At 67.5% G+C, this 23728-nt stretch carries 22 protein-coding genes and 1 pseudogene; 14 read left to right on the top strand and 9 right to left on the bottom strand.

Going from position 1 to position 23728, the window contains the following annotated elements; translation table 11 throughout:
- Positions 1-38: 38 nt before the first annotated feature.
- Positions 39-521 carry a hypothetical protein gene (locus ACR9ZH_RS06800; RefSeq protein WP_481290003.1) on the top strand — a complete coding sequence of 161 codons (483 nt, stop codon included), beginning with the start codon at positions 39-41 and terminating at the stop codon, positions 519-521.
- Here ACR9ZH_RS06800 and ACR9ZH_RS06795 read toward each other — a convergent pair whose 3' ends face one another.
- Positions 522-1790 (bottom strand): winged helix-turn-helix domain-containing protein, encoded by a 1269-nt coding sequence (locus tag ACR9ZH_RS06795; protein ID WP_481290002.1) that lies wholly within the window; start codon positions 1788-1790, stop codon positions 522-524.
- Between the two features lie 94 nt (positions 1791-1884).
- On the opposite strand from ACR9ZH_RS06795, the gene ACR9ZH_RS06790 reads away from it, so the two are divergent.
- Together ACR9ZH_RS06790 and ACR9ZH_RS06785 are read left to right on the top strand one after the other, a co-directional pair.
- The gene (locus ACR9ZH_RS06790) at positions 1885-2466 is read left to right on the top strand and encodes a hypothetical protein (RefSeq protein WP_481290001.1); all 582 of its coding nucleotides are present in this window, start codon (positions 1885-1887) and stop codon (positions 2464-2466) included.
- Between the two features lie 154 nt (positions 2467-2620).
- On the top strand, positions 2621-3688 hold the full coding sequence (locus tag ACR9ZH_RS06785) for a phospholipase A (RefSeq protein ID WP_481290000.1): 1068 nt from the start codon (positions 2621-2623) through the stop codon (positions 3686-3688).
- A 124-nt stretch (positions 3689-3812) separates the two neighbouring features.
- Here ACR9ZH_RS06785 and ACR9ZH_RS06780 read toward each other — a convergent pair whose 3' ends face one another.
- Positions 3813-4295, bottom strand: a complete 483-nt coding sequence (locus ACR9ZH_RS06780; RefSeq protein ID WP_481289999.1) for an FKBP-type peptidyl-prolyl cis-trans isomerase — start codon at positions 4293-4295, stop codon at positions 3813-3815.
- Between the two features lie 190 nt (positions 4296-4485).
- On the opposite strand from ACR9ZH_RS06780, the gene ACR9ZH_RS06775 reads away from it, so the two are divergent.
- The 11 genes and pseudogenes from ACR9ZH_RS06775 (at position 4486) to kynU (ending at position 15629) form a co-directional block, all read left to right on the top strand.
- Positions 4486-6480, top strand: a complete 1995-nt coding sequence (locus ACR9ZH_RS06775; RefSeq protein WP_481289998.1) for an acetyl/propionyl/methylcrotonyl-CoA carboxylase subunit alpha — start codon at positions 4486-4488, stop codon at positions 6478-6480.
- 11 nt (positions 6481-6491) lie between these two features.
- Positions 6492-7391, top strand: coding sequence for a hydroxymethylglutaryl-CoA lyase (locus ACR9ZH_RS06770; RefSeq protein ID WP_481289997.1), 900 nt, complete (start codon positions 6492-6494; stop codon positions 7389-7391).
- A 31-nt stretch (positions 7392-7422) separates the two neighbouring features.
- A pseudogene (locus tag ACR9ZH_RS06765) lies at positions 7423-7908 on the top strand (GNAT family N-acetyltransferase); the annotation flags it as partial.
- An 18-nt stretch (positions 7909-7926) separates the two neighbouring features.
- Positions 7927-8394, top strand: a complete 468-nt coding sequence (locus ACR9ZH_RS06760; protein ID WP_481290019.1) for a GNAT family N-acetyltransferase — start codon at positions 7927-7929, stop codon at positions 8392-8394.
- Complete coding sequence (locus tag ACR9ZH_RS06755; protein ID WP_481289996.1) at positions 8391-8960, top strand: N-acetyltransferase family protein; 570 nt, start codon at positions 8391-8393, stop codon at positions 8958-8960. The genes ACR9ZH_RS06760 and ACR9ZH_RS06755 overlap by 4 nt, the downstream gene beginning before the upstream one ends.
- A 65-nt stretch (positions 8961-9025) precedes the next feature.
- The gene (locus tag ACR9ZH_RS06750) at positions 9026-9793 is read left to right on the top strand and encodes an SDR family oxidoreductase (RefSeq protein WP_481289995.1); all 768 of its coding nucleotides are present in this window, start codon (positions 9026-9028) and stop codon (positions 9791-9793) included.
- A gap of 29 nt (positions 9794-9822) precedes the next feature.
- Positions 9823-10389 (top strand): elongation factor P-like protein EfpL, encoded by a 567-nt coding sequence (gene efpL / locus ACR9ZH_RS06745; RefSeq protein WP_481289994.1) that lies wholly within the window; start codon positions 9823-9825, stop codon positions 10387-10389.
- Between the two features lie 192 nt (positions 10390-10581).
- On the top strand, positions 10582-12651 hold the full coding sequence (locus ACR9ZH_RS06740; RefSeq protein WP_481289993.1) for an FUSC family protein: 2070 nt from the start codon (positions 10582-10584) through the stop codon (positions 12649-12651).
- A gap of 71 nt (positions 12652-12722) precedes the next feature.
- Positions 12723-13748, top strand: coding sequence for an amidohydrolase family protein (locus tag ACR9ZH_RS06735; RefSeq protein ID WP_481289992.1), 1026 nt, complete (start codon positions 12723-12725; stop codon positions 13746-13748).
- Positions 13749-13845: 97 nt separating this feature from the next.
- Positions 13846-14343, top strand: coding sequence for a hypothetical protein (locus ACR9ZH_RS06730; RefSeq protein ID WP_481289991.1), 498 nt, complete (start codon positions 13846-13848; stop codon positions 14341-14343).
- A gap of 14 nt (positions 14344-14357) precedes the next feature.
- A complete protein-coding gene (gene kynU / locus ACR9ZH_RS06725; protein ID WP_481289990.1) occupies positions 14358-15629 on the top strand; it encodes a kynureninase in 1272 nt (423 codons plus the stop codon).
- A gap of 98 nt (positions 15630-15727) precedes the next feature.
- Here the strand turns inward: kynU and ACR9ZH_RS06720 are convergent, their stop codons facing one another.
- The 7 genes from ACR9ZH_RS06720 to ACR9ZH_RS06690 form a co-directional block, all read right to left on the bottom strand.
- The gene (locus tag ACR9ZH_RS06720) at positions 15728-17020 is read right to left on the bottom strand and encodes an argininosuccinate lyase (RefSeq protein WP_481289989.1); all 1293 of its coding nucleotides are present in this window, start codon (positions 17018-17020) and stop codon (positions 15728-15730) included.
- A gap of 16 nt (positions 17021-17036) precedes the next feature.
- Entirely contained in the window at positions 17037-17984 is a 948-nt protein-coding gene (gene argC, locus ACR9ZH_RS06715) for an N-acetyl-gamma-glutamyl-phosphate reductase (RefSeq protein ID WP_481289988.1), read from the bottom strand.
- 6 nt (positions 17985-17990) lie between these two features.
- Positions 17991-19307 carry an acetylglutamate kinase gene (locus ACR9ZH_RS06710; RefSeq protein WP_481289987.1) on the bottom strand — a complete coding sequence of 439 codons (1317 nt, stop codon included), beginning with the start codon at positions 19305-19307 and terminating at the stop codon, positions 17991-17993.
- Complete coding sequence (locus ACR9ZH_RS06705) at positions 19297-20394, bottom strand: acetylornithine deacetylase (protein ID WP_481289986.1); 1098 nt, start codon at positions 20392-20394, stop codon at positions 19297-19299. The genes ACR9ZH_RS06710 and ACR9ZH_RS06705 overlap by 11 nt, the downstream gene beginning before the upstream one ends.
- 8 nt (positions 20395-20402) lie before the next feature.
- On the bottom strand, positions 20403-21608 hold the full coding sequence (locus tag ACR9ZH_RS06700; protein WP_481289985.1) for an argininosuccinate synthase: 1206 nt from the start codon (positions 21606-21608) through the stop codon (positions 20403-20405).
- Between the two features lie 41 nt (positions 21609-21649).
- A complete protein-coding gene (locus ACR9ZH_RS06695; protein WP_481289984.1) occupies positions 21650-22657 on the bottom strand; it encodes an N-acetylornithine carbamoyltransferase in 1008 nt (335 codons plus the stop codon).
- 395 nt (positions 22658-23052) lie between these two features.
- Positions 23053-23604 (bottom strand): glycine zipper 2TM domain-containing protein, encoded by a 552-nt coding sequence (locus tag ACR9ZH_RS06690; protein ID WP_481289983.1) that lies wholly within the window; start codon positions 23602-23604, stop codon positions 23053-23055.
- Positions 23605-23728: the final 124 nt, after the last annotated feature.

Raw genomic sequence — 23728 nt, 5'->3', positions numbered from 1 at the left:
TACCATCCGTCCACGTTCGCCTAGGGGACCCGACGACCATGACCCGCTCCATGACCCGCCTCATTCCTCTGCTCGCCGGCGCACTCGCGCTCGCCGCATGCGCCGACCACAAGACGACGAAGCCGGAAACGACCGCCGGCCGCACGGTCGAAACCACTACGACTTCCACCAGCAGCCCGGCCAGGCGTTCCAGTACCGGCACCACCGCTACCACCGCTACCCCCCGCTCGGGGACGAAGGCCGGCGGCAAGGCGACCGCACTGCCGGACAGCACGGGTATCGCGTCGTGCGACGAGTACCTGGCCAGCTACAAGAGCTGCCACCTTGCCGCCGGCATCTATGCCCGCGACCAGATCGAGAGCCGCTATGAACTGATGCGCACGAGCCTGCTGCGCCAGTCGCAGGATCCGGACATGCGTGGGCAGCTGGGCAACCGCTGCACCTCTCTCGCGACCCAACTGAAGGAAGCCCTTCACGGGAAATCCTGCGCGGACGTTCCGGCGCCGGCTTCGACCCGCTGATCAGGCGCTGACCGCCTTCCCGAGGAGCTTTGCCAGTTCGCGTGGCTGGCTCCTCTCGACGGCGATGCGCGGCGTGCCATGCCAGGCCGCGCATTCGCCTATGGCGCTCGCGATGCCGTCGACCAGGGCGGGCGTGACGGCAACGCCGTCCTCCAGCCAGACGCCGAGTACCTGGAACAGGCCCGCCTGGCGATGTGCCTTCGCATCCAGCCGGCCCACCAGCCGGCCGCGATGCAGGACAGGGAGCGCGTAGTAGCCGTACCTCCGCTTCGCCGCCGGCACATAGCATTCGATCGTGTATTCGAAGCCGAAAAGATCCAGCACGCGCGCGCGGTCCCAGACCACGGGATCGAAGGGCGAGAGCAGCGTGCTGCGGGTGGCGCGCAGGCCGTTCCGTGCGGCTTCGTCCAGTAATGCCCTGTGCTCGTGCTGGACATAGGCGGGTTCGTCCCAGCCGTCGACCGACACCCTCACGAGGCTTCCATCCGCGAGCAACGGCTGGAGTTCTTCGTCGGTCACGCGCGGACGCAAACGGAAATAGTCGGCGATCCAGCGCGCCTTCGCGATGCCGAGGGCGCGCACGCTTTCCTGGATGAAATGCCTGCGGACCGCTGCCTCGTCCAGCGCAGCCGCAGGCGGCGGCTCGGCCCAGTTCCCCGTCACCCGCTCCGCCAGGTCGTATACGCGCTGGAAGCGTTCGCGCCGCGCGACCATGAGGCGGCCCAGCGCGAACCACGCCTCCAGCCAGCGCTTCTCCGGCTTCCAGCCCCACCATCCCTTCGTTACCGGACTGTCGCGCTCGAAATCGGCGGCACGCAGCGGCCCTTCCCGACGAATGCGTTCGAGCAGCGCGTCCATGTCCGCACGCGCTTCGGCATGCGTGCGTTCGGCCATCTTGTGGGCCCAATGCCCCGCCCTTCCCGCGCGGTAGTCGCGATGGTAGCGGTACTCGGCTGCCGGGACGAAGCACGCCTCATGCGCCCAGCACTCCGCGATGGCGCCCTCGGCAAGCGCTTCGTCGAGCCATTCGTTGCGATAACGGCCCAGCCGCGAGAACAGGGTCATGTAGGGACTGCGGGCGACCACGTTGATCGTGTCGATCTGCAGCATGCCCATGCGGGCGATCGCTGCCGGGACATCGGCCTTTCGCGCCTTGCGCGTCGCCCGCCTCAGTAACCCCTGCGCCGCCAGGTGGAGCAGCTGCGCGGAGCGCGGCGAAAGTCGCAGCACGTCGCCCGTGGAGGGCACGTCGGATACGCGTGACGGCACGGTAGAGGCCTTTCCGCAATTGGGTCGCCATTAAATCGCTCCTTGCTAGCGTGGGCAACGATTGCCAACCCACGTGACGAAAGGAGGCCTTTCCATGAAGAAGCAAGTTCGCGCCGTTGCCATCGGCGCATCGCTGCTGCTGGCAGGTGCGGCGTTCGCGCAAGTTCCGCCGCCCACCAACCAGGTGCCTCCTCCGCCCCCGGGCGAGGCCACGCCACCGCCGCCACCGCCGCCGGGTGACGTCCCACCGCCTCCGCCGCGTCCGGGCCAGCCCATGCCGCCGGCGACCACCCAGGCTCCCGATCCGAGCATGCCGCCGCCCGCGAGCGAGGCACCGCCTCCGCCGCCGGCAGCTCCTGCGGCACCCGCGGCACCCATGCCGCCGTCGCCCCCTGCGCCGCCCGGCTCCGAGACGGGTTCCAGTGGAGCGTCGATGGCGACGCCCCAGGGCCAGGTCACCGTGAACAGCGGCCCCGCCCCGGCGAAGCCCTCCGGCCCGGCGCCGGACTTCGCGACGCTTTCGGGCGGCAAGGGCTCCATCACGGAGACCCAGGCCGCGGCTTACCCGCTGCTCGCCAATGATTTCCTGTTTGCGGACAAGAACCACGACGGGAGGGTCACCAAGGCCGAGTACCAGAGGTGGGTGAGCCAGTCGGGCGCCTCCAGCAGCCCATAACGAGAACGCCGGCTCGAACGCCGATGCGCCGTGGGAAGCCCGCCAGCGGGCTTCCCACCCTTCCCCAGGCTGAACGCGCACGTTCTGCACACAGGCAGCGCCGCTACACTCCCCGTCTTGCCGGGTCCGAACCGGCCAGCAGGGAGTCATCACCATGAAGCCATTCCGCGCCGCCGGCGCCTTAGGCGCTTACGCGTGCCTGCATGCGAGCCTTGTCCTCGCACAGAATCCCAGTCCCCTGGACATCCGCGCCTGCGCGGGGATAGAAACCGATTCGCAGCGCCTGCTCTGCTACGACAGGGCGGTGGGCCGCGACCGGCTGCCGCAAGCCGCCAAGAAAGAAGATCCTTCGGCGAACTCGGTCAGTGTCGACGTGGCGACACGCAATTCGGGCGAGGTCGCCCGCCCGTTGTCCCTGCTCGACAGCCGCTGGGAGTTGTCGCCAGAGTCGAAGCTGGGCACGTTCAACCTGCGCGGGTACAAGCCGACGTACGCGCTGCCGTTCTTCGGCGCCTCGAAGCAGAACAGGCGGCCGCATAGCCCGGCGCCGGACCACACGGTGACCACGCCGCAGCAACTGGACGACGTCGAGGCCAAGTTCCAGATCAGCCTGAAGACCAAGGTTGCCGAGAATCTGTTCGACGACAACGGCGATCTCTGGGTCGGCTATACCCAGTCGTCGCGCTGGCAGGTCTACAACACCGACAATTCGCGCCCGTTCCGCGAAACGAACTACGAGCCCGAAGCGATGCTCGCGTTCAATACCCACTACCAGGTGCTCGGCTGGACCGGCCGGCTTGCCAGCATCGGCATCAACCACCAGTCCAACGGTCGCGCCGACCCGCTCTCGCGCAGCTGGAACCGCGTGGTCGCGGACATCGGCCTGGAGCGGGAAGGCTGGACGATCATGCTGCGCCCGTGGTGGCGCATCCCCGAGGACCGCAAGGACGACGACAACCCGGACATCCAGGATTATATGGGCCGCGGCGAGATCCAGATCGTGCACGAGGTGGGCCGACAGGAATTCGGCCTGACCGCGCGTCATTCGTTCCGCACCGGCGACCGCTCGCACGGCTCGCTACGCGGTACGTGGAGTTTCCCGGTGGTCGGCAACCTGCGCGGCTATATGGAAATCTTCAATGGCTATGGCGAGAGCCTGATCGATTACAACCACCGGGCGACGTATCTGGGACTGGGTGTGTCGTTGCTCGATTGGTATTGAGGGAGAGGTGGGGTTACTGCCTCTCCGCTTCGTTGGCTTTTCGCGCGCAGGCGCGCTCCTACATGGCGTCTCTGTAGGAGCGCGCCCTGCGCGCGAATGAAGACAAGGCGGCGAAGCCGCAGCCTTAATGGTGATGACCGCCTTCGCCGTGCACATGCCCGTGCGACAGCTCTTCGTCCGTGGCCTGGCGCACGTTGGTGATCTCTACCGCGAAGTGCAAGGTCTGCCCCGCGAGCGGATGGTTGCCGTCGACAGTGACGTTGTCGCCGTCGATCTTGCTGATGGTGACGTTGATGCTGCCCTGGTCGTTGCGGCCCTGGAACTGCATGCCCGGCTGGAGGTCTTCAACACCCTGGAACGCCGCGCGCGGCACGACCTGGACCAGCTCGTCGTGGCGCGGGCCGTAACCTTCTTCCGGCACGACGTCGACCTGGAACTGGTCGCCCGCCGAGCGGCCTTCCAGCGCCTTCTCGAGACCCGGGACGATATGGCCTTCGCCATGGATATAGGCCAGCGGCTCGCGGCCTTCCGAGCTGTCGATGACGTTGCCCTGGTCGTCGGTCAGCGTGTAGTGGAAGGAAACGGCGTGGCGATTGGCGATCTGCATGAAATTCTCGCTGTGGAGGGGGATCGGGAACGGCACGGAACGCCCTCCCGGGCTTCCAAGGCTAGGCGACCCGCCGCCCGACTGCAAATCACGGAAGCTTCGCGATGCTGCGATGCAACCCGCTGGAAAGCCGCGATCTGCTAATTTTCCCGCTTTTCCCCTTCCCCTCCGACAGCACGCCGGGAGCCGCATGTTCGACTGCATTCTGATCGCCAACCGTGGCGAAATCGCCTGCCGCGTCATCCGGACCTGCCGCCGCCTGGGCATCCGCACGGTCGCCGTGTATTCCAGCGCCGATGCCGGTGCACAGCACGTACGGCTCGCCGACGAGGCATGGCCGATCGGCGGCCCGCGCCCGGCCGAGTCCTACCTGCGTGGCGACGCGATCATCGAGGTGGCAAAGCGCAGCGGCGCGCAGGCGATCCATCCCGGTTACGGCTTCCTTTCGGAGAACACCGGCTTCGCACGCGCCTGCGCCGAGGCCGGCATCGTCTTCATCGGACCGCGCCCCGAGAGCATCGACGCCATGGGCTCCAAGGCGGCCGCCAAGGCACTCATGGAACGCCATGCCGTGCCCCTCGTTCCCGGCTACCACGGTGAGAACCAGGATCCGGCGCACCTCGCTGCCGAGGCGAAGCGGACCGGCTTCCCGCTCATGATCAAGGCTGCCGCCGGAGGCGGCGGCAAGGGTATGCGCATCGTGCGCGACGAGGGCGGCTTCTCCGAGGCGCTCGCTTCGGCACAACGGGAGGCCGCGAACGCCTTCGGCGATACGCGCGTGATCCTCGAGCGTTATGTCGAGCATCCGCGGCACATCGAGTTCCAGGTGTTCGGCGACACCCATGGCCATATCGTCCACCTGAACGAACGCGAGTGCTCGGCCCAGCGGCGTTACCAGAAGGTGCTGGAGGAAACGCCGTCCCCCTTCCTCGACGAGGCGCGCCGTGCGCGCATGGGCGAGGCCGCGGTGGCCGCGGCACGTGCGGTCGACTACGTCGGTGCGGGCACGGTCGAGTTCATCGTGGGCCAGGACGGTGAGTTCTTCTTCATGGAAATGAACACCCGTCTGCAGGTGGAGCATCCGGTCACCGAGGAAACGCTCGGCCTCGATCTCGTCGAATGGCAATTGCGCGTGGCCGCAGGCGAACCGCTGCCGCTGGCGCAGAACGAGATCAAGGCGCAGGGCCATGCGATCGAAGTACGGCTGTACGCCGAAGATCCCGAGGCCAACTTCCTGCCTGGCTCCGGACGGCTCGTTTCCCTCGCGTTGCCTGCCCCGTCGGAACACGTCCGGCTCGATGGCGGCGTCGTCGCCGGCGATACGGTCACGATCTTCTACGACCCGATGATCGCGAAGCTCATCGTGCACGACGGCGACCGGCCGCGGGCGCTCGAGCGCCTCCGCGAAGCGCTGGCGCAGACGGACATCGTCGGCCCGAAATCCAACGTGGCCTTCCTCGAGCGGCTCGCCCGCCATCCCGTCGTGGTCGAAGGCCGGATCGATACCGGTTACCTCGACCGCCATCTCGACGAGTTCCTGGTCGGCGACGCCGAAGCCGGCGACCTCGATCGCTTCGCCGCGGCGACGGCCCTGCTCCTCGCCGACGAGGCCTCGCTGCGCAACGACGCGGGCGATCCGCATTCGCCCTGGGGAAGCGCGGATGCATGGCGCCTCGGCCATCCGGGCAAGCGCGTGGTCGCGCTGGTCGAAGGCGGCCGCCGCCACGAGATCGATGCGCACGGCCACGGCGGCGACTACGTGCTGCACCTCGGCGACCGCTCGTGCACCGTGGCCGGCGCGCGCTTCGCTGACGGTACGCTTTCCGCCCGCTTCGACGAGCACGCGCGGCGCGTGCCGCTCGCCCTGCACGATGGGCGCGTGCGGCTGCACGACGAGCACGGCCGGCGCTGGACCTTCGAACGCGCACCCGCCTTCGCGTGGGAAGGCGAGAAAGCCGCGGGCGCGAAACAACTGGTCGCACCGATGCCCGGGCGCATCGTGCTGGTCCGCGCCAAGGCCGGCGACGTGGTCGAGGAAGGCCAGGAGCTGCTGGTGATGGAGGCCATGAAGATGGAACTCGCCTTGAAGGCGCCCCGTGCAGGAACCATTGAATCGGTATCCGCCGCACAGGGCGATTTCGTGGACGCCGACGCCGTCCTCGTCCGCTTCGCCGAAACGGCCTGACCGGAACCCGCATGAACGTATCCAACCATGTCCGCATCGTCGAAGTCGGCCCCCGCGATGGCCTGCAGAACGAAAAGACCCTGTTGCCCGCGGCGGTGAAGGTCGAACTGATCGATCGCCTCTCCGCTACCGGCCTCGCCACCATCGAGGCCACCAGCTTCGTCAGCCCCAAGTGGGTGCCGCAGCTCGCCGACGCGGCGGAAGTGTTCCGCGCCATTCGCAAGGTGCCGGGCGTGGCGTATCCGGTGCTGGTGCCGAACCTCCAGGGTTACGAGCGTGCGCGCGACGCCGGCGCTTCCGACGTGGCCGTCTTCACGGCCGCCTCCGAAGCGTTCAATCGCAAGAACGTCAATGCGTCGATCGATGAATCCATCGATCGCTTCGTCCCCGTGCTCGAACGCGCCCGCGCCGAAGGCGTCGCCGTACGTGGTTACGTCTCCACCGTGCTCGGCTGCCCTTACCAGGGCGAGGTGCCGGTGGCGGATGTGGTGCGCGTGGCGCGCCGCCTGCACGAGCTCGGCTGCCATGAGGTATCGCTGGGCGACACGATCGGTGTCGGCACGCCCGCGAAGGCGCGGGCCATGCTGCGCGCGGTCGCGGCCGAGGTGCCGATGGCTTCGCTTGCCGTGCATTTCCATGACACGTACGGGCAGGCCCTCGCCAACATCCTCGCCTGCCTGGAGGAAGGCGTACGCGTGGTGGACAGCGCGGTCTCCGGTACCGGCGGCTGTCCCTATGCGAAGGGCGCCACGGGCAACGTCGCGAGCGAGGACGTGGTGTACATGCTGCACGGCATGGGCATGACCACGGGCGTGGACCTGGACCGCCTGGTGGAAACCGGCGCATGGCTGGCCGGGCAACTGGGCAAGGCCACCGCGAGCAGGGTCACCCAGGCCCGCACGGCAGCCTGACACCGTCCATCATCCATGGCAGCATCTGCGCATGCCTGCCGACTACCTCATCCGCCCCATCGAGCCGCGCGACGATGCCGACATCGCCGCGGTGATCCGCACCGTCATGCCCGAATTCGGCGCCGACGGCCCCGGCTTCGCCATCCACGACGCGGAGGTCGACACGATGTCGACCGCGTATTCGCGCCCGCGCACCGCGTACTTCGTGGTCGAAATGCATGGACGCGCCGTCGGTGGCGGCGGCATGGCGCCGCTGGAAGGGGGCGACGAAGAAACCTGCGAATTGCGCAAGATGTATTTCCTGCCCGAGGCACGCGGCACCGGCGCCGCATCGCAACTGCTCCGCCGCTGCCTCGACGCCGCGCGGCGCGCGGGCTTCTCGCGCTGCTACCTGGAGACGCTCACCGGCATGGATGCGGCGCAGGCGCTCTACCTCCGCCATGGTTTCACCCGCATCGACGCACCGATGGGAGGTACCGGTCATTTCAGCTGCGACCGTTTTTTCCTGCGCAGCCTCAACGACGGCGACCTCACCGTGCCGCCCTCGCCGCCGGCGCTGGTATTCGCCATCGACGATCCCGGCAAGCCCGATATCCTGCCGCTGATCGAGCAACTGCACGGATACCTTTCCGACCTGGACCGCCACCTGCCGCCGCCTTCCGTGAGCGTCGAAAGCCTGCGTCAACCGCACACCACCTTCATGACCGCGCGCGTGGATGGCCTGCCGCTGGCATGCGGTGCCGGGGTGGATCACGGCGACTATGTCGAGCTCAAGTACATGTATGTCCTGCCTGCCTGCCGCGGCATGGGGCTGGGCAAGCAGATGCTCGAGGCACTGGAGCAGCAGGTGCGTGCCAGTGGGGGCAAGATGGTCAGACTCGAAACCGGCACCGCACAGACCGAGTCGATCGAGCTCTACGAGCGCGCCGGGTACCGCCGCTGCCGCCCGTTCGGCGAGCATCGCGCCAGCGCGTCGAGCATCTTCATGGAAAAGACCCTGTGATCCGCGTCGCCCACGAGGCTGATGCCGCGGCCTGCCACGCCATCTACGCACCCGTCGTCCAGACCAGCGCCATTACCTTCGAGACCGAACTGCCCGGCGAGGAGGCCATGGCCGGGCGCATCCGCGCACGCCTTGCCAACCATCCCTGGCTGGTATGGGAGGAGGCCGGTGAGGTGCTGGCCTATGCGTATGCGGGCCGCTTCCGCGAGCGCGCCGCCTACGACTGGATTGCCGAAACCTCGATCTACGTCCACGAGAACGCGCGCCGCCGCGGCATCGCCCGGCGTCTCTACGGCTGCCTGCTCGATGCGATGCGACTGCAGGGCATCAACCAGGCCGTCGGCGTCATCACCCTGCCCGGCGACACCAGCGTGGCCATGCATGAGGCGATGGGCTTTGCCCCCGCCGGCGTCTGGCCGAAGGCCGGCTACAAGCTAGGCCGCTGGTGGGACGTGGGCGTGTGGAGCCTGTTCCTCTCCGAACCCGCCAACCCGCCGGAACCGGTGGTTCCGTTCGCGGACTTGGTGACGTCGACGGCACTGGCGGCGCTGCTCGAGACCGCCTGATCCCTGTTGTGGCCGGCTCCCTCGGCTAATATGGGCTTCTTTGCCATCAGCAAACCGGAGTCTCCATGCAGCTCGAACAGGTCAGGGCCGTCATCACCGGCGGCGCATCCGGTCTCGGTCACGCCGTCGCCCAGCGCCTCGTCGCGGCGGGCGGCAAGGTCGCCCTCTTCGACGTGAACGAGGAGAAAGGCCATGCCGCAGCCGCCGCGCTCGGCGCCAACGCCTCGTTCTACCGCACCGACGTCACCTCCGAGGATGGCGTGGCCGCCAACGTCGCTGCCGCGAACCAGGCGATGGGCGGACTCAACGTGGTCGTGAACTGCGCCGGCATCCTCGGCGCGGGCCGCGTGCTCGGCAAGGAAGGCCCGATGCCGCTGTCGAACTTCTCGACCACCGTGATGGTGAACCTCGTCGGCAGCTTCAATGTCGCCAAGGCCGCCGCCCAGCTCATGCAGGCCACCGCAGCCGGTGAGGACGGCGAACGCGGCGTGATCGTGAACACCGCCTCGGTGGCCGCCTACGAAGGCCAGATCGGCCAGGCCGCCTATTCCGCATCGAAGGGCGGCGTGGTCGGCATGACCCTGCCGATGGCACGCGAGCTCGCCCGATTCGGCATCCGCGTCAACACCATCGCTCCCGGCATCTTCTGGACGCCAATGGTCGATGGCATGCCTCCGCAAGTGCAGGAGTCGCTGTCCGCATCGATCCCCTTCCCCTCGCGCCTCGGCAAGCCGGAAGAATTCGCCGACACCGTCGCCTTCATCCTGGCCAGCCGCTACATCAACGGCGAGACGATCCGCCTCGACGGCGCCGTGCGTCTCGCGCCGAAATAATCCCAACCCCGACACGAAGTCGAACAGCCATGAAAGCATCCGAAGTCAAGAAAGGTAACGTCGTCGAGCACGAAGGCACGGTGTACCAGGTCCGCGACATTGAACGCAGCGCACCCACGGCGCGTGGCGGCAACGTGACCTTCCGTTTCACCCTGTACTCGATTCCCGGCGGCCGCAAGTACGACCTCAGCCTGCGCGCCGACGACGACCTGAAGGAAGTCGAGCTCAGCCGCCGCCAGGCGAAATTCTCGTATATGGACGGCGACGCGTTCGTCTTCATGGACGACGAGGATTACACGCAATACACCCTCGGCGCCGAAGTGGTCGGCGACAGCGCCGGCTACATCGTGGAAGACCTAGAGGGTTACTACGTGCAGGTGATCGACGATGCGCCGGTCGGCCTCCAAGTGCCCACATCGGTGATCCTCACCGTCACCGATACCGCACCCGAGCTCAAGGGCGCCAGCGCCACCAAGCGCACGAAGCCGGCCACGCTCAATACCGGCATCGAAATCCAGGTGCCGGAGTACATCACCACCGGCGAAAAGGTCACGGTCAACACCGTCACCGGCGAATTCGCCGGCCGCGCGCCCTGAGCGCATTGTAGGAGCGCGCTTGCGCGCGAGATCTTTGAGGCTGAGCCCTGGAGCTGGCGCGCCAGCTTGGGGACTGGCGCGAACAGATGTCGCGCGCAGGGCGCGCTCCTACCCCCGCCTGTCCGGCACTAGCCATCCAGTCAGGCGAATTGCGGCAGAATCGACCGCTCACAGGACGAGCCTACCGATACCATGAGCAACGGCTACTCGCTCCGCGCCAGCGTCGTCGGCACGCTGATCCGGACGAAACGACCCGACGTCCCCATGCGGGTCGCGCTGCGCAATAGCGCAGCGGTGGTGCTGCCGCTCGCCCTGGGTCTCATGGCCGGCTACCCGCAGGTGGGCATCGGTATTGCGGCGGGCGCGCTGGACACGATGTTCTCGGACCAGCCGGGCCCGTACCAGCAGCGCCTGAGCCGTCTCTTCCTCGCCGCGCTCGCCGCCGGCGCCGCCTCCCTGGTCGGCTTCCTCATCGGCGACTGGATCGTGCCGATGTCGGTGGCCTGCGCCATCTGCGGCTTCTTCGGCGGCCTGCTGGTGGTGTTCGGCCCCGACATAGCGCGCGTGGGCATGACCAGCATGCTCCTGCTGGTCATCACCGCGGCGACGCCCACCGACCTCGGCGGCGCGCTCGCCGGGGGCGGCCTCATCTTCGCCGGCGGCATGCTGCTGGCGGTGTTCTCCATCGCGGCGTGGCCGCTGCAGCGCTACCGTCCGGAGCGAACGGCTCTCGCCACCGTCTATCGCGGACTGGCCGTGCTCACCCGGAAGCAGCAGCACGATGCCGAGGCACCTGCACTCACCGACGCCATGGACGCGCTGCAGACCACCCTGCTCGGCCGCCACCATGCGCGGGGTCGTGCGATGGAAGCGTTCCGCGTGCTGCTGGAACTGGCGGAGCGCATCCGACTCGAACTCATCGCCATGGAAGTCCTCGAGACGGCGCGCGACGGCATGGGCGAAATGTTCCGCAACGACGCGGCACGCGTGCTCATCGCCACCGCCGACGCGCTGGACGCCGCCGAGCCGCCCCAGCGCGCGGAGCGGGCGCTCGCCACCTTGCAGGCCAGCGAGCGCGCCTTGCTTGCCGGCGGTACCGCCATGGGCCTCGGCGCACACATCCAGACGTTGTCGGGCCAGCTTGCTGCCGTGGTACGCAACACCAACTGGGCCGGCTCGCGCGGCGAAGAGCGCGCGCAACGCGCCGAAACCGCGCTTCCCGATACGCTGCGCAGCGCGTCCGCGCTCTCGACAATGCGTGCCAACCTCACGCCGCAGTCCGTGGCCTTCCGCCACGCCGTGCGCTGCGCGGTGGTGCTCACCCTTGCTTTCGCCGTCTCGCGCTATTACGCCCTTCCCCACGGCTACTGGCTGCCAATGACCGCGGCGATCGTGCTCCGGCCCGACTTCGCCGCCACGTTCAACTTCGGCCTGCTGCGTGTCGTCGGCACCGTGCTCGGCCTCATGCTCACGACCCTCGTCCTCCGCCTGACACCCGATGTCGTATGGGCGCACGTGGCGGTGATGGGCGTGCTTTGCGTGATCTTCCGCTACCTCGCCGGTGCGCACTACGGCATCGCCGTGGCTGCCCTGACCGGGGCCGTGGTGGTGTTGCTCTCGTTCGAGGGCGTCGATCCGTTTTCGGCGGTGTCCGACCGCGTACTCAATACGGCACTCGGCAGCGCCTTCGCGCTGCTCGCCTACCTGCTGTGGCCCACCTGGGAGCGGCACCGCGCGCGCAGTGCCTTCTCCGATATGTTGTGCGCCTACGCGGAATACATGGACACACTGGCCGCTCCCGCCGACAGCAGCACCCGTTACGAGGTGCGTGCCGCCACCCGCACGGCGCGCACGAACGCCCAGGCGTCGCTGGACCGGATGGTGGCGGAACCCGGAACGCCCCCGCTGCTGCGGGAGCTGGCCGAAACGCTGTATGCCAACGGCAATCGCCTCGCCCGTACGGCGATGGCGCTGGAGTCGCTGATCGACGCGGGAAGCGTGCCCGAAGGCTGGAACCTGGTGGGCGCCTTCATCAGCGAAGCGTCCGCTGCCCTGCGCGTGCAGGCGGAAGCGCTGACGAAGGTCGAAGCGGTGGCACCGCCGCCGGGCCTGCGTGAACACCAGCGCGCACTGGTCGCGGCACTGGCGCGGCACAAGGACCGGGGTTTCGTCGACGCCGTCTCGCGCCTGAGCGACCGGCTGACGGACAACGTGGAAGCGATCGCGCATGTGGTGAACCGCCGTTCGGCGGCACCCGCCTGACCGGCAGCCGGCGGGGTCTCTTGCTGCACCGCGAGAGGCCCCTTCACGGACGCGGCGCTACACTCGGCCGCATGCTGAAGATCGACACCCACGCGCATATCCTGCCCCGTGACTGGCCCGATCTCGCCGCCCGCCATGGCGACGAGCGCTTTCCGGTAATGGTCCATTCCAGCGGCCACTACCGTATCTACAAGGACGGGAAGTTCTTCCGCGAAGTCTGGGAGTCGGCGTTCGATGCCGAACACCGCATCGCCGACTATGCCCGCTTCGGTGTCGGCGTGCAGGTGGTGTCCACGGTGCCGGTGATGTTCTCGTACTGGGCCAAGGGCCACCAGGCGCTGGAACTGCACACCCATCTCAACGACGCCATGGCCGCGGTATGCGAAGCGCATCCTCGCCATTACGCAGGCATCGGCACGGTACCGCTGCAGTCACCCGCCCTCGCCATCCGCGAGATGGAACGCTGCATCGGCGAACTCGGCCTGCAAGGCATCCAGATCGGCTCGCACTGCAACGCCTGGAACCTGGATGCACCCGAACTGTTCCCGTTCTTCGAGGCCGCCGCCGACCTCGGCGCGGCCATCCTCGTGCATCCCTGGGACATGATGGGCTCCGACAGCATGCCCAAGTACTGGCTGCCCTGGCTCGTCGGCATGCCGGCCGAGCAATCGCGCGCCGCCTGCGCGCTGATTTTCGGCGGCGTGCTGGAGCGGCTGCCCGCGCTCAGGGTCATGCTCGCGCATGGCGGCGGCAGTTTTCCGTATTCGATCGGACGCATCGAGCACGGCTTCCGCATGCGTCCCGATCTCGTCGCCACCGACAACGCGCGCAATCCGCGCGAATACATGTCGCGGCTCTACTTCGACTCCTGCGTGCACGACGACGCGGCATTGCGTTATCTCCTCGCCACGGCGGGCGTCGACCGGGTGATGCTCGGCACCGATTACCCCTTCCCCCTCGGTGAGCAGGAACCGGGCAGCGGCATCGAGGCCCTCGGCCTCGGCGAGGCCGAGCGCGCCCGGCTCTTCCACGGTACGGCGCTCGAATGGCTGGGCGTGCCGATATCGCGGTTCCAGACGGTAGCCGCCGTGGCGTGACCTGGCGCACAGCCGCACCCGCCATCCGGCTGCGCCCGCTGTGCCAAAATGCCGCCGTTACGCGGCGCCGCCGCGTCCTCCAAGGGGATCCTCGATCGTGAACCGTCTGCCACGTCTCTTCCTGACTGCCCTGCTCTTCGCAAGCCCCGCGCTCGGCGCCACCGACGTGTCGATGATGGAGGGCGCCATCCGCTTCGCGGTTCCCGACCAATGGGTGCCGATCATGCAGTCGGCAGGGGAAAACGAGACCCAGGTATTCCAGGTCCCCGGCGCGAGCGCCGCGAACGCCACGCTCGCGCGCGTTTCCGTCACCGCGCAGAAGGTGCCCAATCTCAATGGCTTCCAGCAGTTCGCGGGCAACCTGCGCAGTCATGCGACGTCGCTGACCGAATACGCGCCCGGCAAAGCGAACTCGCCCACCGAGAACGTCTATACCGCGAAGGAAGGTGCCGTGAAGCTCCAGTATTTCGAGCGCTATTTCTATAGCGACGGCTATGCGATCCAGTTGCGCTGCGTCCGTCCCGCCGACGACGCGCGTTTCGGCGCCGCGTTCGACAAGGGTTGTGCCGACCTGGCCACCCGCATGCCTTCGTGATTCCAGGGCTCCCCATGACTGCTTTCGAAGCGACGCGTGCGTGGGCCGATGCCCAGGATGCGGCCGATCCGTTGCGCGCCTTCCGCGACGAATTCCACATCCCGCCGCACCAGGGCCGCGACACGCTCTATTTCTGCGGGAACTCCCTGGGCCTTCAGCCCAAGGGCGTGAGGGCCGCGATCGAAGCGGAGCTGTCCGATTGGTCGGAACTGGCGGTGGAAGCGCATTTCCGCGGCCGCTCGCCATGGATGCACTATCACGAGTACGTGCGCGACGCGATGGCCGAGGTCGTCGGCGCGCATCCGCACGAAGTGGTGGCGATGAATTCGCTCGGTGCCAACCTGCACCTCATGATGGTGAGCTTCTACCGGCCGACCGCGCAGCGCCCGGCCATCCTCATGGAAGCGGGCGCATTTCCGACCGACCGTTATGCGCTCGAATCGCAGGTGCGCTTCCACGGCTTCGATCCGGCCCGCGACCTCATCGAGCTGCAGCCCGACGGCCCCGGCGGCACCTTGTCGATGGCGGCGATCGAACGTGCGATAGCGGAGCACGGCCACCGCGTGGCGCTGGTCATGCTGCCCGGCGTGCAGTACCGCACTGGCCAGGTCTTCGATCTCGAGGCCATCGTGCGCCTTGGCCACGCCCAGGGCTGCGTCGTGGGCTTCGACCTTGCCCACGCCGTAGGCAACCTGCCCCTTGCCCTGCACGACAGCGGTGCGGACTTCGCCGTGTGGTGCACGTACAAGTACCTCAACGCGGGCCCGGGAGCCGTCGCTGGCGCCTTCGTGCACGAACGCCACGCGCGCGCCGACCTGCCGCGTTTCGCCGGCTGGTGGGGCCACGACAAGAGCACGCGTTTCCAGATGGGCCCGAACTTCAGTCCCACGCCCGGCGCGGACGGTTGGCAGCTGTCGAACCCGCCCATTCTCGCGCTCGCACCGTTGCGTGCGTCGCTTGATGTCTTCACTCGCGCCGGGATGCCCCGCCTCGTGGAGAAGAGCCGCCGCCTCACCGCGTACCTCGACTGGCTCATCCGGACCCGGCTTGACGACACGCTCGACATCGTGACGCCGAACGATCCGGCGCAGCGCGGCGCACAGCTGTCGATTCGCGTTCGCGCGGGACGTGAAGCGGGACGCGCCTTGTTCGAGCACCTCGAACGCAGCGGCGTCATCGGCGACTGGCGCGAGCCGGATGTGATCCGGCTCTCGCCCGTGCCGCTGTACAACCGTTACTCCGATTGCCTCGGTGCAGTAGAAGCTATCGAAGCCTGGAAGCGCTGAAGGCGCTACGGTGTGGGAGCCGCTTCAGCGGCGATGGGTGCTCGCGGCACGCTTGCCCGCTGCCGCGGGATCGCCGCTGAAGCGGCTCCCACAAGGGCTCAGCTGAGGGCGGTCAGGCGTGCGCGCAGCGTGTCCAGCATCAGGTCGTTGCCTGCGCCTGGCGAAGTACGCGCGGCCAGGCTCGATTCCGGCGTGCGGCCTTCGCCCGCCGATGCCGCGGTTTCCGCCGCAGCGCGATACGCATCGCGGAACGGCACGCCTGCGGCGGCCTGTTCGATCGCCACGTCGGTCGCGTACATCGCCGGTTCGATCGCCGCGCGCATGCGGTCGGCCTTCCATTCGAAGCGGGCGAGCATGTCCGGGAGCAGTTCGAGCGCGCCCAGGCCCATGGAGAAGCCGTGGAACAGCGACCCCTTCGAGAACTGCAGGTCGCGCTGGTAGCCCGATGGCAGCGACAGGAGTTGCTCGACCTCGGTACGCGCGGCCGCGACGCTCGCATAGCTCGCGCGCAGCAACTCGACCACGTCCGGGTTACGCTTGTTCGGCATGATCGACGAACCCGTGGTGTACTCCGCGGGCAGCTTCACGAAGTCAAATTCGGCCGTCGTGAACAACGACAGGTCCCATGCCAGCCGGCGGGTATCGAGCAGCGCCGTGCCCACGGCATCCAGTGCCGCCATCTCGAACTTGCCCCGCGACAGCTGCGCGTAGATCGGCGAGACCTGCATGCGGCCGAAACCGAGCGCCGCCGTCGTATGCGCGCGGTCGAGCGGTAGGTTCACGCCGTAACCGGCCGCGGTGCCGAGCGGATTGGCATCGACCAGCTCCAGTGCCTGGCGCGCCCGCAGCACGTTGTCGATGAAGGCCTCGGCGAATGCGGCGAACCACATGCCCGTCGACGACACCACCGCGCGCTGGATATGCGTGTACCCGGGCATCGGCAAGGCATCGCCGGCGGCACGCTCGAGGCAGACTTCGGCAATCCGGCGGCACAGCCCTTCCAGCGTCGCCAGCTTCTCCTTGAGCCAGAGACGCGTGGCCACGAGGATCTGGTCGTTGCGGCTGCGCCCGGTGTGCACGCGCCGTCCGGCGTCGCCGAGCCGCTCCGTCAGGCGCGCCTCGATCGCCGAATGACCGTCCTCGAAGCGTTCGTCGAGCACGAAAGCGCCTTGCGTGAAGTCGGCGGCCAGCGCATCCAGCTCGCGCAGCAACGCGTCGCGCTCATCCGCCGAAACGACGCCGATGTTCGCGAGGCCTTCGACATGTGCCTTGCTCGCCGTGATGTCGTGCAGGAAGAACTCGCGGTCGAGCACTACGTCGTTACCGGCGAGGAAGCGCATGATGCGCGCGTCGACCTGGGTATCGGATTTCTGCCAGAGCGGCTGGGTCATGGTGGTGTCCTACCGCTCAGAGCGGAATGGCGGTGAGCTCGTCGAAGCCGAGCGCACGATTGACGTTCTGCATGGCCTGGGTGGCCGCGCCCTTGAGCAGGTTGTCCAGCGTCGCGACCACCACCACGCGGCGGCCATCGATCGACATGGCGAAACCGCCCACGTCGAGGTGGTGCCGGTTCGCCACCTCGCTTACCCACGGCGCCTCGTCCACCACGTGGATCAACGGCTCCTTTTCGAAGCGGGCCTCGAAACGGCGAACGATGTCCTCACGCTTCGCCTGCCTGGCGAGGTAGAGGTTGGTGGTGACGGTAAGCCCGCGGAAATGCGGCGCGACATGCGGCATGAATTCCACCGGCATGCCGAGGTGGCGGCTGGCTTCCTTCTCGTGCATGTGCCCCGTGAGGGAATACGGCATGAGGTTGTCGCGGAGCTTTTCCGGGTCGTTGCGGTCGGACGGCGTGGTACCCGCACCGGAATAGCCGGAAACGCCGAAGGACACCGGCGGTGCGGCCAGCAGGTCCTTCACCGGCGCGATGGAGACCTGGATCGCGGTCGCGTAGCACCCCGGATTGCTGATCCGCTTCTCGCCGCGCCAGCGGTCGCGGTACAGCTCGGGCAAGCCGTAGTACCAGCGCTCGTCGAAACGGTAATCCGCGGAGAGGTCCACGATGACGGTGGATGCGCCGGCCTTGTCGACCGCTTCGACGTATGGCGCGGCCTTGCCGTTCGGCAGCGCAAGGATCACCACGTCGACACCGGCCGCCGCGACGGCCGCCGGGTCGAGGTTGCCGTACGCGAGATCGCCGCGATAGGCGTCGCTATGCTCGGCCAGGCGTTGCCCGTCGAGTTCGCGCGAGGAAACGAAGGCAAGCTCGAGGCCGGGATGCGCGGCGATCAGCCGGATGAGTTCGGCACCCGTGTGGCCGCGTGCTCCGACGATACCGATGGTCTTCCGGGTCATGGCGATTCAGTCCTGCAAGGTGGGTACGCGCGTGCCGCTATGCGCCACGCAACGCTCGATGTCGGCGAAATTGTCCAGGCCATACCAGAACACCGTCCAGCGGCCTTGCTTGAGGCAGCCGTCCGCTTCCGCGTAGTAGAACGGATTGATCGCATTGTCGTGGCGCGAGCGCCAGAACAGCTTCGGGTTCTCATCGCGCATGACCTGCCAGACGGCGCGGCCCAGGCCCTCGCCTTGCGCATCGTCGAGAACGGCGAACTTGTCCAGGTAAGCGAATCCTTCCTCCTCGCTCAGCACCATCGCGGCGCGATAGTTCTCCGACACGTAGAGGCGATAGAGCTTCGTGCGCTCGAAATAGCCGTCCACCAGGGTCCGGCCGAAGCTCGACTCGATGAGCTGGCGCATCCTCGCCAGGTCCACGTCGTCCCACGACTCGAAACGCAGCACGCGCTCGCCGCGGCGCACCAGCGTGCCCGATCCCTTGTGCGTGAACAGTTCCTTCGCCAGTTCCGCGGGGCGCGTGATCGACACCGACGAGGTAAGCGGCAGGTCGTCCAGCAGGTCCTTGATCTGCTCGATCTTCAGGCGCATGCCCGAATGCAGCCATGGCTGCTGCAGCAGTTGCTCGTACTCGGTGGACAGGTTGATCGAATCGATCACGTTGTTGTCGCCGTCGAGCAGGCCGCCGGTGCCGGTGAGGAAGACGATCTTGTACGGCTGCAACACACGCACGAGTTCGTTCGCGGCGAAATCGGCGTTGATGTTGAGGATCTGGCCCGCGTCGGTCTCGCCCAGGCTGGCGATGACCGGTATCGAGCCGGCGCGCAGGCTGGCCTCGATCGGCGCCAGGTTGATGTCGCGGACGCGCCCGACCAGGCCCAGCGTCTCCTGGTCGAGGAAATCGGCGGCGAACACGCCCGACGGCACGGAGGTGGCACGCGTGCCCACTTCCTGCAACGCCTCCACGAGGCGCAGGTTCTGCGCCTGGAACACGCGGCGCACGATCGCGAGGGCCTCCGGCGAGGTCACCCGCAGGCCGTTCACCGTCTTCTTCTCTATACCGGCTGCCGCCAGCTCCTCATCGAGTTGTGGGCCCGCCCCGTGCAGCACGATCGGCGTGAGGCCCACCTGCTGCAGGAAGGACAGCGAGGAGGTGAGGTCCGGCAGTTCGTCGCGCAGAACGGCGCCGCCGACCTTCACCACCGCGAAGCGGGCGGCGTCCAGCTGCGAGAAGCGCTTCAGGTACTGCTGGATCTCCCGCGCGCTGCCCATCGCGGACAGGAGGCGAACGATGGTTTTCCGGGTGTGCTTGTTAGAGTCCACTGTCGACGATCCGATGGATGGTCTGGGCGTAGTGCGCCAGTTGATCGAGGGCGACCCACTCGTCGGCGCTGTGCGCCTGGGCGATGTCACCGGGGCCATAGACGAAGGACGTGTAGCCGGCCATGGAGAACAACGCGGCTTCGGTCCAGAAATCGACGGCGTTGCCGACCGGAATGCCGAGCTCGTCGGCGAGGTCGCGCGCGGCGAGCCGGCGGGTTTCCGCCGTCGCGGTATCGCCTGCCGGCAGCGAATCGCCGCGGAAGGTTTCCGCGTACTCGACCGGATACGGCTCCACGAGCGTGCGGAAGGCCTCGAGCAGGCCATCGGCGTCCATCGACGGCAGGGGGCGGAAGCCGAAGCGCACATCGGCGGTCGGCGCGATCACGTTGGCCTTGATGCCGCCTTCCACCTTGCCGATGTTGAAGCGCAGTCCGGTGAGCCCGCCGAAGCGTTCGTGCGACTGCGCCTGCACGTGGTCCAGCGCCGCGGCGCCCCAGCGGATCGCCTGGTGGAGCGCGCTGTCGGAGGGCTTCTGCTCGCCCGAGGCATGGCCTGCCCTGCCCTGGAAACGCATCTGCACCGAATGAATGCCGCGGTGCGCCAGCACCGCTTCGCCGCGGGTCGGCTCGGCGACGATGATCGCTTCGTACGCGCGCGGCGTCTTCAGGAAGCCGTCGATGCAGCGGGCGTCGTTCGCTTCTTCGTCGGTGGACAGCAGCAGGGCCATGTCGCCCTGCGTGGCGTTCGCCACGGCGACCAGCGCGGCCGCCGCGCCCTTGATGTCACAGGAACCGAGCCCGATGGCACGATCCTCCGTCACCCGCAATTCGAACGGGCTGGCCGTCCAGTGCGGCGAATCCGGCACGGTGTCCAGGTGCACGTTGAACAGGTACTTCGGCTTCCCGCGTACCGCGTACAGGTTGACGGCACCGGCGCCGAAATCGGTCACCTGCACGTCGAACCCCGGGAGGTTCGCGCGCAGGTAATCGAAGATGCCGCCGGTGCCGATGGTTCGTGGCGGGTTGCGTGTGTCGAAGCCGACCAGCGCGCGCAGGTGGGTGAGCGTGTCCTTCAGCAAGGCGTCCATGGGTCCGGTTATTTCCCGTTCGCGCGGTCGACTTCGGCCCAGAGCGTGGAGCTCATGCCGTAGAGCTTGATGAAACCTTCCGCCTCGGCGACGCCCCAGTCGGCCGCCTGGGCGTAGGTAGCCTTGGCCGACTGCAGGATGTTCTTCGATTCGACCTTCACCGCGTACACCGTGCCGCCGCGCGTCTCGATGATCACCTTGCCGTCCACCTTGCGCTGTGTGGAGGCGAGGAAGGCTTCGAGGTCGGCCTTGATCGGGTCATTGAAGAAGCCTTCGTAGGCCACCTCGGTCCACTTGCGGCCGATCTCGGGCTTGAAGCGGTTCTGCTGCTTCGACAGCACGGTTTCCTCGAGCGCGCGATGCGCGGTGAGTAAGGCGGTGAGCGCCGGCGCCTCGAACACGATGCGGCCCTTCAGGCCGATGTTCGTGTCGCCCGTGTACATGCTGCGGCCCACGCCGTACTTCGCCAGCTCGCGGTTGAGGAAACCGAGGATCTCCGGGCCTGAAGCCGCCTTGCCGTCGAGGGACACGGCCGTGCCCTGTTCGAAGCCGAGTTCGATGCGCAGCGGTTCGGCGGGCCATTCCGAACGCGGGGCGCACCAGCCGACGGCGCCCTCACCCGGAATCTCCCACGCGTCGATCTCGCCACCCGAAATCGTCACGCCGAGGACGTTCTCGTTGATCGTGTAGTGCTTGGTCTTCGCGCGGACCTCGAAGCCCTTTTCCTCGAGGTACTTCTGCTCGTAGGCGCGAACCTGGGTGTGCTCGCGCTGGATCTCGCGGATCGGGGCCACGATGGTGTAATCGCCCAGCGCCTTCACGGTGAGGTCGAAGCGCACCTGGTCGTTGCCCATGCCCGTGCAGCCGTGCGCGAAGAACTTCGTGCCGAGCTCATCGCAACGTTCCAGCGACGCCTTCACGATGAGATAGCGGTCCGAAACCAGCAGCGGGTACTGGCCCTGGTAGAACTCGCCCGCCCAGATCAGCGGCGTGACGAAGCTGTCCCAGATGGCCTGGGCGGCATCGACGGTGCGGTGCGAAGCCGCGCCCAGTTCGTTGGCGCGCTGCTCGATGTACTCGCGCTCCTCCGCGGAGACGCCGCCGGTATCGACGAACACGGTGTGCACGGCGTAGCCGCGCTCGATCAGGTAGGGGACGCAGAAGCTGGTGTCGAGGCCGCCGGAAAAGGCGAGGACGATATCTTTGCTGGACATGCGGGCTCCGAGGAAGGCGTTGGACCGAAGGAAGAGACGAATCAGGAATGCGAGACGAGCGAAGCCATCACCGCCTTCTGCACGTGCAGGCGGTTCTCGGCTTCGTCGATGGCGATGCAGGCGGGCGAGTCCATCACCGCGTCGGTCGCCTTGATGTTCCTGCGCAACGGCAGGCAGTGGCTGAAGAGCCCATGGTTGGTCAGCGCCATCTTGGCCTCGTCGACGATGAAGTGCTTGTTGGCATCGCGGATCGCCTTCTCTTCGTCCCAGCGGCCGAAGTAAGGGATCGCGCCCCAGCTCTTCGCGTAGATCACGTCCGCGCCGCGATAGGCCGATTCGATGTCGTGCGACACCTGCAGGGAGCCGCCGTTCTCGCGCGCGTTGGCGCGGGCGAACTCCATGTAACGCTCGTCGAGGACGTACTCCGGCGTGGGACACAGCAGGGTCACGTCCATGCCCATCTTCGTCGCGATCAGCAGCGCCGAGTTGGCGACGGCGGTGTTCAACGGCTTCGGGTGGTAGGTCCAGGTGAGGACGTACTTGCGGTTCTGCAGGTCGCCCAGATGCTCCTTCAGGGCAAGCGCGTGGGCCAGCTCCTGGCAGGGATGGGTGATGGTTTCCAGGTTGATCACCGGCACGGTGGCGTACTGGGCGAAGGCAGCGAGGACCTTGTCCTGGCGATCCACTGACCAGTCGACGAACTTCGGAAAGGCCCGCACGCCGATCAGGTCCACATAGCGCGAGAGCACGCGGGCCACCTCGGCGATGTGTTCCTCGGTATCCCCGTCCATCACCGAGCCGACCTCAAACTCGATGGGCCAGGCGTCCTTGCCCGGCGAGAGCACCACCGCGTGGCCACCCAGCTGGAAGGCGCCCAGTTCGAAGCTGGTGCGCGTACGCATCGACGAATTGAAGAACAGCAGCGCGATCGACTTGCCGGCCAGCTGCCGACCCGTTCGCGAGCGCTTGAACTCAGCGGCCTGGTCGAGCAGGGCGTCGATCTCGGCGCGGCTGTAGTCCTGGGTGGAGAGGAAATGGCGAACGGTCATGGCGATCCGGAAAGTGGAAGGTGGAAACGAAAAAACCCGGCACAGGGCCGGGTTTTTTAGTCGGTACGAATGAAACGCGCGCGACAAGCCTACCCGGCGGTGGGTCCGATGTACGGTCGACGAGCACGCGAGGTCATCCCTGCGGCCATACGGGCGCTGGTGAGGACGATCGCGGTGTAGACGGCGTGGGACACGGAGGAACCTGGATAGGTGGAACGGCGATCATGCCGGGATTTGGTGCGCTGCGCAACAGGCGAGCGCATTTTGTAGGAGCGCGCCCTGCGCGCGCTGATCTTTTCGCGAAGAGTGGCAGGGCCTGATGCTCAAGGCCTCAAAGGATGTCGCGCGCAGGGCGCGCTCCTACGTGCGGCGGTGGGTCGGTCGCGCGCGGCGGGTCAATCGGCGGGGGAAACGCTGACACGGACGCGCAGGCGCTCGCCCGGGTCGTAGTTCAGGCGGGAGACGTAGACCTCGCCGCGATAGCGATATTCCACGTCGTAACCGGCGATGCGCCGCTGCTCGGAGACCGAGCTCACGTCGCGGCAGCGGGTTTCCGTGCTTTCATAGGTGCGGTCGCCGCGACGGGAGATGCTGTTGCCCACCGCGCCGCCGGCCACCGCGCCGGCCACCGTGGCTGCCTTGCGGCCGTCGCCCTTGCCGACGGTATTGCCCAGGACGCCGCCAACCACGGCACCCAGGATGGTGCCCGCGGTGCTGTTGCCGCTGGATTCCTGGCGGACGACCGGCTGGTCGTAGCACTCCTGGCGCGGCGTTTCGACGCGCGCCACCCCATACACCGGATCGACGCGCAGCACGTCGGCCCACCCGTAGTGGGTGTTGTCGTCGGGGCCGGGACCACCCGGGCCGGGGCCATAACGGCCGTCCTGGGCATTGGCACCGGTGGCGAAGACCGCGAGGATGAGCGCGGGAATGAGCAGACGAGACATGTAGGGAAACCTCCAGCCAGGCGCACGAGAGCGCCTACTGGCATGCATTTCATCAAGTTCACGCTGAATCCACGCTTAGAACCCTAGGGCGTAAGATCGCAGACGTTGTCAACCGAATCCGGGG

The organism is Luteibacter sp. SVR4-7G (assembly GCF_056755555.1).
Note: the sequence above shows the minus strand (reverse complement) of the source record. Positions and strands in the feature narration are given on the sequence as shown.